This window comes from Natronorubrum amylolyticum, from assembly GCF_052040145.1.
Lineage (GTDB): Archaea > Halobacteriota > Halobacteria > Halobacteriales > Natrialbaceae > Natronorubrum.
Genome location: NZ_JBPPFW010000002.1, coordinates 891,060 through 904,063 on the forward strand (window position 1 = coordinate 891,060; position 13,004 = coordinate 904,063).

The 13,004-nt window shown below is 55.7% G+C and carries 11 protein-coding genes; 7 read left to right on the forward strand and 4 right to left on the reverse strand.

What is annotated here, in order from left to right; all coding sequences use genetic code 11:
- Positions 1-92: 92 nt before the first annotated feature.
- The 4 genes from ACSFDB_RS10565 to ACSFDB_RS10580 all read right to left on the reverse strand — a co-directional run bounded on the left by ACSFDB_RS10565 (position 93) and on the right by ACSFDB_RS10580 (position 3,873).
- Entirely contained in the window at positions 93-1,241 is a 1,149-nt protein-coding gene (locus tag ACSFDB_RS10565) for a CARDB domain-containing protein (RefSeq protein WP_440770949.1), read from the reverse strand.
- An 81-nt stretch (positions 1,242-1,322) separates the two neighbouring features.
- Positions 1,323-1,913 (reverse strand): hypothetical protein, encoded by a 591-nt coding sequence (locus ACSFDB_RS10570; protein ID WP_440770950.1) that lies wholly within the window; start codon positions 1,911-1,913, stop codon positions 1,323-1,325.
- A 480-nt stretch (positions 1,914-2,393) separates the two neighbouring features.
- Entirely contained in the window at positions 2,394-3,203 is an 810-nt protein-coding gene (locus ACSFDB_RS10575; protein ID WP_440770951.1) for a hypothetical protein, read from the reverse strand.
- A gap of 136 nt (positions 3,204-3,339) precedes the next feature.
- Positions 3,340-3,873 carry a hypothetical protein gene (locus tag ACSFDB_RS10580; protein ID WP_440770952.1) on the reverse strand — a complete coding sequence of 178 codons (534 nt, stop codon included), beginning with the start codon at positions 3,871-3,873 and terminating at the stop codon, positions 3,340-3,342.
- 400 nt (positions 3,874-4,273) lie between these two features.
- Between ACSFDB_RS10580 and ACSFDB_RS10585 the strand changes: the two genes are divergently transcribed.
- The 7 genes from ACSFDB_RS10585 (at position 4,274) to ACSFDB_RS10615 (ending at position 12,944) form a co-directional block, all read left to right on the forward strand.
- Positions 4,274-4,879 (forward strand): hypothetical protein, encoded by a 606-nt coding sequence (locus tag ACSFDB_RS10585; RefSeq protein WP_440770953.1) that lies wholly within the window; start codon positions 4,274-4,276, stop codon positions 4,877-4,879.
- A 168-nt stretch (positions 4,880-5,047) separates the two neighbouring features.
- Positions 5,048-8,140: a DUF7289 family protein gene (locus ACSFDB_RS10590; RefSeq protein ID WP_440770954.1), complete on the forward strand. Its 3,093-nt coding sequence runs from the start codon at positions 5,048-5,050 to the stop codon at positions 8,138-8,140.
- Positions 8,141-8,313: 173 nt separating this feature from the next.
- Entirely contained in the window at positions 8,314-8,784 is a 471-nt protein-coding gene (locus ACSFDB_RS10595; RefSeq protein ID WP_440770955.1) for a hypothetical protein, read from the forward strand.
- Positions 8,785-8,974: 190 nt separating this feature from the next.
- Positions 8,975-9,499, forward strand: a complete 525-nt coding sequence (locus ACSFDB_RS10600) for a DUF7344 domain-containing protein (RefSeq protein WP_440771104.1) — start codon at positions 8,975-8,977, stop codon at positions 9,497-9,499.
- Between the two features lie 418 nt (positions 9,500-9,917).
- Positions 9,918-10,685 (forward strand): hypothetical protein, encoded by a 768-nt coding sequence (locus tag ACSFDB_RS10605; RefSeq protein ID WP_440770956.1) that lies wholly within the window; start codon positions 9,918-9,920, stop codon positions 10,683-10,685.
- A gap of 112 nt (positions 10,686-10,797) precedes the next feature.
- Positions 10,798-11,127 carry an EMC6-like membrane protein gene (locus tag ACSFDB_RS10610; RefSeq protein WP_090311053.1) on the forward strand — a complete coding sequence of 110 codons (330 nt, stop codon included), beginning with the start codon at positions 10,798-10,800 and terminating at the stop codon, positions 11,125-11,127.
- 2 nt (positions 11,128-11,129) lie between these two features.
- A complete protein-coding gene (locus tag ACSFDB_RS10615; RefSeq protein ID WP_440770957.1) occupies positions 11,130-12,944 on the forward strand; it encodes a ribosome biogenesis/translation initiation ATPase RLI in 1,815 nt (604 codons plus the stop codon).
- Positions 12,945-13,004 lie beyond the last annotated feature (60 nt).

Genomic DNA, 13,004 nt, shown 5'->3' on the forward strand with positions numbered 1-13,004 from the left:
ACTATTCGATTACTGATTCACTTGGGAAGCAAACACCATAAACTCCCCGAGAGTCGGCGTTTGACCCTACGGGGCAGCCCTCCGGCGATTCGCTACCGCACCGGAACGAACGCCCATCGGCGGTTCGCGGCGATACCCAAAAACAGGAAACCCGCGGCCATCGGCGGGGCGAGCGCGGCCGTCGCCGCCGCCGACAGTTCGCGGTTCTGAACCGTGATCGTGGCTCGCTCCGCGACGGTGACCGACCCCGCCTCCACGCCGCTGATCGCGATGTCGTACGTCCCCGCGTCGTCGAACTGCCGCTCGAACGTCACCGTCGTCTCCCCGTTGGGTTCGATCATCACCGTGTTGGTGTCGACGACGATGCCGTCGACCGCGAGCTCGAGTGTGCGTTGCACTCGCTGGTCGGTCGGATTCGACACCGTGGCATCGATCGTCGCCCTGTCGCCGGCCGTAATATCGGTGGTGGTGACGGATGCCTCGAGGACGTCGATCGGCGGTCCTTCGACGGTAACCGTCTCGCTCGCGATTCCGTCGATCCCGATCTCGTACCTTCCGGGCCACTGCATCTGACGTTCAAAGACGGCCGATTTCGTCTCGCCGGGTGGAATCTCAAGCGTTTTGGTGTCGACGACGGTGCCGTCGACGGTGAGTCGCGCCGTCGTCTCTTTCGTGGTTCGGCCGACGTTCTCGTAGGTCGCGTTCGCGGTTACATTCTTGCCCGTTTCGACCTTTGTTGGATCGACTTCGAAGCTCGTGAGTTCGACGCCCTTGGGGTGGTCTTCGTCTTCGTCTTCTTTTTCCTCTTCATCTTCGTACTGGACGTGGATCGTGAACGTTTCCGTGCCGCTCTGGGCGACAGCGCCATCAGACGTGACACCGACCGATACTGTCTCCCCCGCCGACGGCTCGAGTCTCGAGTTGTCCGTCAGTGGGTCGCCATCGGCGTAGAACGTTATCCCCTCGACATCGTGGTCTATCCAAATCTCCTCGATGTCGTCAGCGTTGTCACCGATCGTGATCGTAAACACCTCGAGGATCGTCGTCTCCGCGTTCGTAAGGATGCTGAGATCGAGCTCGAGTTCGCCGTTCTCGATGGTCGCGTACCGTTCGTCGGCTGGCTCGAGGACGACGTCGTCGGTAGCCGGGTCCTCACCGATCGTAATCGCCACAGTCGGGACTGCGAGTGCGACAAAAAAGCAGAGTGCGGCTGCGGTGAGTAGGATTTTCGTGGATGGCATTCAGGGAGAGCATTTACACTCGTTCTGGTTTCGGACGTCAGAACGTCCGATACGCTGGTGGCAGCCCAAGCGCTGGTAACGTTAGTCTTCTTTGATCTCGATCGTGAGAGTGCCATCGGTCACGTCGTCGCTACCAGTGTCAACGGTTACGTCCACGTCACCGGTGTTATTTTCGTTAACCGTTTGGTTGGCAGGATCAAACGTCAGATCGGAATCACCGTCACCGACACTTACATTAAATGTAACTTCAAAATTCGTTCCATCTCCTTCTTCGTTCACGATGGTAATCAGCTCGTCGTATTCCACGTTCGAATTCGGTGGCAGCTCATTATCGTCCGGACCGAATACGATCGTCACATCGTTTTGCATGAGGCTGACGTCGTTTGCGCTCGTCGTGTGGCCGCTACCATCGTAAGTGATGTCTGTTTCGGGGAACAGTGCAGTTGCATCATCCTCCCCATCGTCGTCGACCCCCAGCGTATCAATGCCGCCCACGTTGTTCAGGATCACATCGACGAAGTCCTCTGCGATCTGTTCGCCGGTGACGACATTGACCTCGAGCGTGCGCTCAGCTGATGTACTACTGAACGCACCCGAACCCAGTGCAGCGCCCCCGCCTACAACAACCGTACCCAGTCCAACTATCACATTCCGTCGGTTCATGTTCATCATTATGTTCTCCGTACAACCACGTCAGAATCCGTCGTCAACGCGGCGGATACTGAACGCGGTTCTTACTCACACTACAGGGAGCCACCCACTTTGTATTAGGTATCGAGAAGGAACTCTGTCTCGCCCGTACTCTCTGAAGGGATACCAATACTGGCTTCAAGTTCGGCCTGAACAAGCGGAATTGTCGATCGGTTCGTCTGTCGCACATCAGGGTTCTTTTCAGTGACGGCAAGCCCACTAGTGACGCCTAAGGACTTGGAGAACGCCGATATACGCCGACGACCGAAGCACGGCAATCCGTATCGAAAGGGCGCTATTTTCTATCGGGCAGTCACGATAGGGATGGGGGAGATCTCCCGGTGTTCGATAAGTGACAAGGCGATCTACTATAATGCCAGTTCACAACTGCTGACGAGACTCCACGGTCATTACGGGATCAGAACAGACCACTGCAAAAAGATAGCCGAAACGAGAAACAATTCAATCAGCCCGTAGCTCCACAGTGACCGTGATATCCGGGTTATCACTTCCCCGGACGATCAGGTCAACATCATTAACTGCAACACCATTGCCGCTATTGTTGCTAAACCGTCCCATCTCGAAATCTACTCCGGTACCATCGAGAGTTATCTCTTGGTTGTTACTAACGTCGACGACATCCCCATTAGTGCGGAACCGTTCGGCAATCCGCTGTGTCCCTCCAGCTTTAAGAATAGCATCATTACCCCGGTCGCGTCCAACCCAGGCAGCATTCGAGTTGTCCGTCCAGTCGACGCCGAAACCATCTAGCGTAACAACATCATCAGATTCGTTTGTGAGGGAAAACTCATATCTCCCGTTCCCAAACGCTCCTGTGACGGAACCAGTGACTTGTCTGATCGCTGCAACACCAGGCACCTCGAAAATTCGATCGAGGTCAATGCTTCCCACGACAGACCCATTGTCGAATAAATTGACAGAGATCGATACGGTCCCGTCATCGCCTTGCAGGCCTACTTTTTTTATCTCGTCAATATTGAACGTAACAGGCTCTTCGAACTCCCCATCGTCGTCTACATCGAACGATATCGCTGTGCTTTCGAGCGTGACCGTCATCGAAAGGTTATCCGTGTTGTTAGTAAACTCTACAGGATACACCTCATCATTGATCCCGAGTATCCCTTTCGGGTCGGAAGCAGCGCTAACAACAACCCCACGCCCGGCACTGAGCGAACTAAACGCACCGACGCTGTGGAGTAAACCAGCACTGATTGACACCGCACCTAATCCAATGAAGGCCCGGCGTTTCACTAGTAGACAGTAATATCCCGAACGATATAACTTCTGTGGGCGAGAGTGTTCTCAACCAGTGTGAGACAATGGTCCCCAGTAGGGACGCAGTTAGATACGTACCGAGTACAACCGCTGGAGTCCAGTTGAGTATCCGTTAAGGTTCGTCGGCGCTGGTGGCGGTGATCGTAATCTCGTCTGGAATAGCATTATCCGCACCTCCATCATCAGATGCGTCAGTCTCACCGACGAGGTCAAAAACAACATCAAGAGTTACGGTCTCAGTGTCTTCTATTTCACTCAACTCATCGCCCTCATCGACGAAATTCATTCCTGTGTTTGTGTTGTCTGCATTTGTAACAATAAGGTCATCATCGGAGTCAGCATCTTTTATTTCGACGCTGAAAGGGCTCGAGCCGTTGTTACTAATTTCGAAAGCGCCAGTGAACTCAGTTGTCGCATCAACATTGAGATCATCCAGATCGAAGATGATCGTATCATCTTCATTTTCGCCACCCAATGTATCGTTGGTGATTTCAAGCCCGAGCAGTCCAGCAGAGTCACCTTGGACGTTAATATCGACCTCTCGATCGGCACTTACACTACTAAACGCACCAGTCCCGAGTGCTGCTCCACCACCCGCGACAATCGTTCCCAGTCCGACTAACACGTTGCGTCGATTCATTCTCATGGTTATGATCTCCGTACAACCGCGTCGATATCCACCATCTCGAGGCGATTCGGAACGCGGCCCTTACCCCATGCCAGAGACGCCACCTACTTTGTATTAGCCCGCCAGAAGTACCGAAAGCCATGCAATACGTTTATTCAAGACTGTCTTGGATAGCTCTATATCGACCTCTGACCGATCGTAATTGACGGATCAAGGTCGAGGCAGAACAGGCTTCTCGAGACCGTTCTGTTCGCGATGAGGATACCGACGGAGTTCACCGGGCCAGAACGTTCATATGTTAACTGTCCGGAATGTGTCTCACAACAACTGAGCTGACTCAATGAATTAGCACTAGATCATCGCTGCTTTGGTCGAAGTCGAACTGACCGCTGTGGACGGTTGCTCGAAGGGATGTAGCATGCGTACGATAACGTATCTCGGTGTGGGATTGCTCGTCTGTGGGGCGATCATCTTCGTCGCCTCGAGCGGCGCGTTCGATTCGACGCTCGCCGACCGGGATATCAGTGTCGGCACTGCGGATGACGAAGATGCCCTCGTCGGGATCGATCACTCCGATACGATCCTCTCTGCGGAAGAGGGGGAATTCGCCTGTACAGAACAGAGTAGTTTCTGGTTTTTCCAGTACTGCTCCGACGGCGAGTTCACGTACGATGAAATACTGCTCTTCGTTAGCGATCAGACGGCAACAGCAGAGTTCGAGAGAATCGATATCAACGAGATAGCAGGCTTCAATGATAATCCGTCGATCGAATCTACCACAGTCGAAAACGACGGGAGCGAGTACACGCTCGAGGCTTCGATTCGGTGCAATGCAGAATGCACAGGTGGTTCCCTCGTCGACGATGCGTGTCAGAGTCCGATTGGGTCCGGCGAAGCCGTACAACGTTCCGCTAGTCAAACGGGAACAGTCGATCTCGAGGCGAACGGCCAAACCGTTTCCGTCGACCTCGACCGGACGGTCGAAATCGAGTGTGAGGCTGGAACGGTGACCGAACCCGGTTAAGTGTCAATTCTGTCTTTCGGCTCCGTTTGGTCAGGGACTATTGAAATCTGCTACCGCGACCTATCGACCCACTTCGAAACCCGCGTTCTCGAGGCGTGTAGAGTCGATATTATCGATCGGTAAACGTTCCTGAATATATTTATAGTCACGATGTTACAGTAGGATACAATGGTAGGTGCAGGTGGGAACAACCAGGGGTCTTGCTCTCGGGAAAAACGGGGAGTGAGCCCCATCGTCGGTCTCGTACTCCTCATAGGGATGGTGATTGCGGCGACGGCACTGCTGTTTCTTATCGGTTCGCCGATGCTCGATACGTTCGAATCGGAGAGTGAACGCGAACGAGCCCATCTCTGTATGGACGAAACGGATCACCAACTCGCGACAGTCGCTGCGACTGGCGAGCAGCAGTCGATGCCGTCAACCGATATTTCGGAGTGTCAGATCGATGTCGCCGACGAAGGACAGATCCAGTTCGTCTGGTACAATGATTCGGAATCCGACGACATCCCGTGGGACAACGACAATCGAACGGCGTCCGCCGAACTCGGCGCCCTCGAGTTCGAACTCGAGGACCGAACGATCGCACATCAAGGCGGTGCCATCTGGGAGGATACGGGATCGGAGACGCGGATCGTCTCGGAACCTGGAATCAGCTACGAGAACGACTCTGTCCAGTTCAATATTATGCTCCTCGATCAGGATGAACTCTCGAGTTCTGATCCTGTTGCACGGGCGGACCACGAGCGAAGCGACGAATTGGCCGAAAACATCACCAATGCTGCTAGCGAATCGGATGGGAACAACGTCGCGATCCGAATCGAAAGTTCGTATCACGACGGGTGGAATCGGCATCTCGAGGACACGTTCGAACCAGATAATGACGACAATGTGTCAATATCTCATAATGCTACTGATGAATATGTCGAAGCAGCGATTGGAAGTGTTCGAGAGATAGATACTGGTTCGTCGATCATTCTCGAAGACGATCTGGTTTTCCAAGATCCTGTCAATGAAATGGTCGGCGAGTATCGCCTCGAAAAGAACAAATCGCTTCAGTTTGAAGCAATGCTAAACATCACTAATGGTGAATCGCTCGATCAGAATTTGACGCTCGCTATCGATAGTGAATCATACGAAACGCCAATTAACTCTGAAGGAGCTGGCGTTATTGAACCTTCATTCAATATCACCGACCATAGTTTGGAGCCTGGGTATTCGTATTCCTATCAGTATACCCTTGAGGACGGCACCGAATTGCATACTCCTGGCGAGTTCTACCTCGGAAAACCGGGAACGCACTTTAACGTCACCGACGGCGATATCGAAACGACACCAGACGGCGACGGAAACACGACAATCACTGCGGACATCTGGAACCAGGGTGTTGAGAACGCGACAGATGCTGACGCGCAGGACATCTCACTCGAGTTCGACCACCCCGACATCGACGGCGTCGAGCAGGAACTTGAGCTCGACTACGGGGCTGACGGAACGGTCGAGTGGACGATAAACGAGAGCGCGTGGCCAGGCGGGGAGTATCCGTTCGCTATCGAAACGGAAGATGACAGCGCAAACGGGACCCTCTACATCGGCGGCGGTCAGGAGGGAGACGGCGTCGTCGTCACCGCGGACCACGGTGTGCTCGACGGGCCCGAAGACACCGGCGATCAACGTATCGACGTGACGGAGTCGACGTTCACCATCGGGACGGAGGTCACGAACACGAATCTTACCACCGAAACGCAGGACGTGGCGCTGTCGCTTCCGGGTGAACCGGCGAGCGAACCCGAGCCCGAAACGGTGACGCTCGAGTCGAACGAATCCGAAACAGTCGAGTTCGAGGTCGAAACCGACGACTTCGAGGCCGGTTCAGTGTACGAGTACAACGTCTCGACCGAGGACAGTGCAATGACCTCTCCCGGCACGTTCTACGCCGGCAAATCCGGCACGCACTTCGATGCCTCGGAGACGAATGCGACGCACGACGGCGACTACGTCACGGTCACATCCAATATCACGAACCTCGGCATCGAATCCGGCTCTCAGGACATCGGCTTTGAACTCGAGTATCTGGGAGATCTCCCGGAGGAGCTTGAGGGAGACAGTCCCTACGGCTACCTCGGCGAGAACACGGTTGAGCGGTCGTTTGGCGAGTCAGGTACCATCGAACTAGAACTAAATGAGAGCAACCTCATCGATGGCGAGTACGAAGCGACCATTCACACGGAGGACGTCACGGATAGTGTCGAATTCGATGTCGATGCTGGAATAGATCCCGGACGGGTGGGACTTGGTGAAGTTGAGGATGCGGAAGTGACTGTTGAAGTCCTTGGGTCGCAAGTGTCCGGTGACGGAACAACAGGGAACTGGTGGTGGGGCGAGCAGGTCCACAATCTGGCTCCGATGACCCTGGACGTGCTGGCGGACGACGATACGGTGCATTCCTTCGAAAACCCGGGTGGTGGGGATAACATCAACACTGGGCCGACATGGCAGGACAAAACTGACGACAGCTATACGTACAATTTCTCCGTCGACGACGAGATCGAACTCACGTTGCGGAACACGAGACACAACACTTGTCAATCTCAGTCCACCGATCCGAACACGCTCCCGCACTACTCGGGACCAACCGACCGGGACTTCATGTGGTGTGACGATGCACCGAGCGGCGAGGCATTCGGACCGATCGACGCCTCGCAGGGCGAGAACTTGCAGAACGTCCGGGTTCGGAGCGCGGAGAACAACACGATTCCCGCCCTTCCCGCGGGGAACGACCAACAGCTGAGCGCGACCGAAGTGCTCGAACAGCAGGGATTAATCGCAAACAGCGGCGACGAACTCGACCTCGGTCCCGGTGAGTTCGTGTTCCTCTTCGAAAACACAGAAACGACTGACGAAGAGGGTATCGACGCGCTCTGGAACGAGGCAATAGACGCCTACGAGGAGCACCCCGATCAAACGTACGATCCGAACTTCAACGACCTGATCGTCTACGTTGAGGTCGAACGTGCAGGCGTCAATCCCGACACCCCGAGTATCACGATTACACCCGGGAGTGGTGACGAAACGAACGTGAGTCACGGCGGCTCTGACGGTGTCGGTGAAGTTGGTGATGTCGATGTCGACCTTGGTGAAGGTAGTTCCAGCGCAGGTGACTCTCCTTCTGTTGGGACTGGTGAGTCCGCTGGCAGCACGGGAGATAATCAGTCGACGGAGACGGGGATCGACATCGATACTGATTACATCGTGATCGGCTAGTCCTGTCTATGACCCGAACATAGACGCTGCAACGGTGTACTTGGCACCGAGAATCGAGCCGATGTCATCGAATTGTGAATTGTCCGACCTCACCACACCTGTTCAACCAACTCAAATAGATACGACGGATTACATATCTCGGCGTTGGACTTTTCTTTGTCGGTGGGCTGGTAATGATCGGCTCTATCGGTGCGTTCGACACGCAGATCGCTGACCGAGGTGTCGGACTTGAGACCGCTGACGACGCAAACGCGTTTCTCGGACTCGAGTACTCGAGCGAGTCCAGAACGCTGGAACTGACGAGCGACGATAATGACGGTGGCGGGTTTTGCTTTCTCGCCTGCGGCCCATACGAATACACCGAACGGGAACTCGTCACAGTAGAAGATAACATGCCATCTGGCGAACTCGTCGTCGAAGAAATCTCGTTTGAGGAGGATGGCGACGACATAATCGATGCGGTCGAGTACACCGACGAAGACCTCGTACAGGGTGATTTTAGCTGCCCTGCGAGCGGTTCTCTATTTGGGTATGGCGATCAAGAGGATCGGTCCGTAACGATAACGATCGATATCGAAGCTAGTGGTGGAGCGGTAACAATCGACCTCGATCGAACGGTCGATATCGAGCGCGTTGGTGATTGAGAACAGCCCCGATGAGACAGATTTTCACCTCCTTTCCCCCACCATTACTTGGTTACCCATGTTTGGTTTAGAATAAATTGAATTACGGGAAAGATCGTGGTGAGTGAGAGTGTACCATCCTTCGGCGAGAAGGATTATGTATCGGAAAGGCGTTCTTTCACAACAGTACGGGTATCAGATGGCGACCAAGATGATAAAGGATTCAAATAGAGGTGAAATTTTCGACCTTCTGAGTAACCACCGTCGCCGATACGCCATCCACTATTGCAAGCTCGAGGACGAACCAGTAACGCTGGGCGACCTCGCCGAACACGTCGCCGCCTGGGAGCTCGACAAAGAGGTTCAGGAACTCACCTCCGCGGAACGAAAGCGGGTCTATACATCCTTACAACAGACGCACCTGCCGACGCTCGAGCGAGCCGACATGATCGAGTTCGACGATCGCACGATCGAACTCACCGACGAAGCGACGGAGTTAGATGTCTACCTCGACGTCGTCCCGTCAGACTCGATTCCGTGGGGAATGTACTATCTAGGATTGGCCGCCGTCAGTGCGATCGTGATGGGTGGGCTGTGGCTCGAAGTTGTACCGACCGAGACGATACCGGAACTCGGCTGGGCGACGCTGGTGTTCGCGCTGTTTGCGGTATCTGCGCTCGTACACGTAGTAGAAAGTCGGCGGATGAGATTGGGTGAGATGGAGCGACCACCGTAGTATCTGTCCGGGATCAATAAGCTCGCATTTTTATTCATCATAGTGGGTGTTCTCTTACTTGCGCCTACGTTACCTCTCCTGATCGAGTCTAAAAAGGACTTGATCCGAACCTAATCGAAAGATCAGTACCAAGCTTCACCTCGAGAATGGATCGTAGTGTCACGACTTTTCGATCCGTCCGGATAGTCGTAATAAATTATTCTGGAAAATATGAACGTTGCGAACTGCTACCAGTGTTTTTCTCGGGTCGTTCGATGTGAGTGACCAGGAGCAGTACACCGGCTCGGTCGGTGGGGGAGACAGAACGTATGCTCGGGAATCCGATCGGTAAACTCGCAATCGTATACTACTCGTGGGGACAGTGCTACTGGTAAGTCCGTCGTTTGGATTCGGATCGTTAGCTGCTGATCGGGCAGTCATGACGACAACTGCAGAGAGTTCCGAGGCGTATCTGGGTATCGAAAGCAAGGAGGATGTCACACAGACCGAACTGCGAGGCGACAGCGATCCACTACAGATTGGTACGTTGTACAACAACGTTGGTGAGCAGCTTGAGATCCAGGATATCGTTGTCTATTCGATCGGTAGCGACGATGTGAGCGACGACACTGTTGCGGTCGCCGATCCGAACCCGGGCACCGTAATTGAAGCGAACGGCTCAGCAGCTGTCGAGATAGAATGTGCCGACGACGCGAACCGTGGCGAGCAGGAGGTTGTTATCCGCGTCGAGGGCGTCTCGGGAGAGACGGTCAGCATTTCGAAGCCGACGTTCAGTGCGACGGTAGACGTTCAGTGTGGGAAAGGTCAGTTCGCCGGATCGGCTAATGTATCAGTGAGCGATATCGGGACTGAAGAGACGACACAGAACGTCTCGTTCGATGTCGGAGGTCTGAAAAATAACGACGTGGCAACTGTCAACTTTACTGAACCACAGCGGGTAGGAGGAGTCGACTACTCTGAAGTATCTAATGAGGATCTAACGATCCGAAGTCAAAGCCACGATGGCGACGTAGCGTTTGATTCTGAAACGTCCTTGCTCACGTACAGTCCACAGGGTAACGAAGACGACGAGATCATCATCGAAATCGCCGATATCGATGCTAGCGGTCAATCGGGAGAGACCTACGCCGTTACGTATTCTGATACTGCCGACCGAGGTGACGGGACATTCTTCGAGATTTCTTAGAGACTGAAGCGTGGTCGATTCTGATGGTCTCCGTTCCTGAGTCGATCTGCGTCCAGTACGCACGAAGTCACAATGCGAACGCCTTTTTAGCCCCGCACTCGGACTTCCTCCCATGTCGACCGAATCGATCAGTGACCGACGCGAGCATATCCGCTCGATCAGCGTGACGTCGCTGTCAGCGCTGCTCGGCGTCGCCGCGGCACTCGCCTCGATGTCCATCACGGGCGACGCCGCCACGTTGGACGCGGCGGCGACCGATCTCCGCGCGCTCATGCTCGTCGCGGGGGCGATCCTCGCTCAGTTCATCCTCTTCGACTTCACGAGCATCTACGGCGAGGACGAGTTCGGGGCGAAACACTACCTGTTCATCGTCTTCATGACGTTCTCGTTCTGGTTCGTGACGTGGGGCATCCTGCTGACCACGGCGGAGGCAGCAGCGTAACCATGGCGGACGACAGCATCGCCGTCGTAGACTTGGATCGGTGCCAGCCCGACCGCTGTAGCTACGAGTGTAAGAACTACTGCCCACCGAATCGCACGGGCAAGGAGTGCATCACGCTTCGCGGCGAGGAAGCCGACGAAGGCCAGCCCGAACAGATTCACATCTCCGAAGAAATCTGTCTCGGCGAGACGTGTGGCATCTGCGTCGAGAAGTGTCCGTTCGACGCCATCGAGATCATCAACCTGCCCAAGGAGTTGCAGGACGATCCGGCCCACCGCTACGGCGAGAACGCGTTCTCGCTGTACGGGCTGCCCGCGCCACAGGAAGGAAAAGTAACCGGCATTCTCGGTCCGAACGGGATCGGGAAGACCACCGCCGTGCGCATCCTTGCAGGCGAACTCGAGCCCAACCTCGGTCGCCACGACGAGCCGGTCGACTGGGACGACGTCCTCGAGGCTTATCGCGGAACGGAGATCCAAGACTACATTGCGGACGTCCGTGACGGCGAGATGACCATCTCGCGAAAGCCCCAGTACGTCGATCAGATTCCGAACAGCTTCGACGGCAACACTCGCGAACTGCTCGAGCGGACGGACGAGCGGGGCGAACTCGACTATCTGGTCGAGCGGCTCTCGATCGGGCCCGTCATGGAGCAGGCGATCGACGATCTCTCCGGCGGCGAACTCCAGCGGGTCGCGATCGCCGCAACCCTGGCCCGCGATACGGACTTCTACTTCCTCGACGAGATCACGCCGTATCTCGACATCGGCCAGCGCGTAACGGTCGCGCGGCTGATCCGCGAACTCGCCGAGGAGGAGAACCGCTCGATGCTCGTGGTCGAACACGACCTGGCGATCCTCGATCTGCTCGCGGATACGCTTCACGTCGCCTACGGTGAGCCCGGGGCGTACGGTGTCGTCACGGCGCCGAAATCCGTCCGCAACGGGATCAACGAGTACCTCTCGGGCTACCTCGATAACGAGAACATGCGAATTCGGCCGAACCCGATCGAGTTCGAGGAGCACGCGCCCCGCAGCTCGGTCCGCGGGGAGACGCTCGTCGAGTACCCCGACCTCACCAAGAGCTACGGCGACGGCGAGTTCAGTCTCGAGGTCGAAGGCGGCGAGATCAGACAAAACGAAGTGCTCGGCATCGTCGGCCCCAACGGGATCGGGAAGTCGACGTTCGCGAACCTCCTCACCGGGAACCTCGAGCCCGACGAGGGTGACGCCGATCTGGACCTCGAGATCTCCTACAAACCGCAGTACGTCACCATCGACCAGCACATGCGAGTCGACGCCTTCCTCTCCTCGATCACGGACCAGTTCGGCTCCTCGTACTGGAACACCGAGATCGCCCAGCCGCTCCAGCTCGAGCGGATCATGGAACAGAACCTCTCCGATCTCTCCGGCGGTGAACGCCAGCGGGTCGCCATCGCGGCCTGTCTGTCGGACTCTGCAGATCTCTACTTGCTCGACGAGCCCTCCGCACACCTCGACGTCGAACAGCGCGTGCAGGCGACGAGCGCGATCCGTCGGTACGCCGAACAGCAGGATGCCACCGTCCTGGTCATCGACCACGACATCTACATGATCGACCTGCTCGCGGATCGGCTGATGGTCTTCGACGGCGAGCCTGCCGTCCACGGTCGTGCCGGCACCCCACAGCCGATGCGCGACGGCATGAACGAGTTCCTCGCGAACCTCGAGGTCACCTTCCGTCGGGACGAACGCACGTCGCGACCGCGGATCAACAAACCCGACTCCCAACTCGACCGCGAACAGAAACGGGAAGGCGAGTACTACTACGCACCCTGAGAACGACTGACTGGTAACCCGGACGCGGGCTGATTGTTTTCACGCGCGACTCGCTGGGCA

What these genes read in the sequence shown, in the direction of transcription:
- ACSFDB_RS10570 (WP_440770950.1), bottom strand. Translation starts at nt 1,913, where the DNA reads ATGATGAACATGAACCGACGGAATGTGATAGTTGGACTGGGTACGGTT.
- ACSFDB_RS10590 (WP_440770954.1), top strand. Translation starts at nt 5,048, where the DNA reads ATGGTAGGTGCAGGTGGGAACAACCAGGGGTCTTGCTCTCGGGAAAAA.
- ACSFDB_RS10595 (WP_440770955.1), top strand. Translation starts at nt 8,314, where the DNA reads ATGATCGGCTCTATCGGTGCGTTCGACACGCAGATCGCTGACCGAGGT.
- ACSFDB_RS10605 (WP_440770956.1), top strand. Translation starts at nt 9,918, where the DNA reads ATGACGACAACTGCAGAGAGTTCCGAGGCGTATCTGGGTATCGAAAGC.
- ACSFDB_RS10610 (WP_090311053.1), top strand. Translation starts at nt 10,798, where the DNA reads ATGTCGACCGAATCGATCAGTGACCGACGCGAGCATATCCGCTCGATC.
- ACSFDB_RS10585 (WP_440770953.1), top strand. Translation starts at nt 4,274, where the DNA reads ATGCGTACGATAACGTATCTCGGTGTGGGATTGCTCGTCTGTGGGGCG.
- ACSFDB_RS10615 (WP_440770957.1), top strand. Translation starts at nt 11,130, where the DNA reads ATGGCGGACGACAGCATCGCCGTCGTAGACTTGGATCGGTGCCAGCCC.
- ACSFDB_RS10565 (WP_440770949.1), bottom strand. Translation starts at nt 1,241, where the DNA reads ATGCCATCCACGAAAATCCTACTCACCGCAGCCGCACTCTGCTTTTTT.
- ACSFDB_RS10600 (WP_440771104.1), top strand. Translation starts at nt 8,975, where the DNA reads ATGATAAAGGATTCAAATAGAGGTGAAATTTTCGACCTTCTGAGTAAC.
- ACSFDB_RS10580 (WP_440770952.1), bottom strand. Translation starts at nt 3,873, where the DNA reads ATGAGAATGAATCGACGCAACGTGTTAGTCGGACTGGGAACGATTGTC.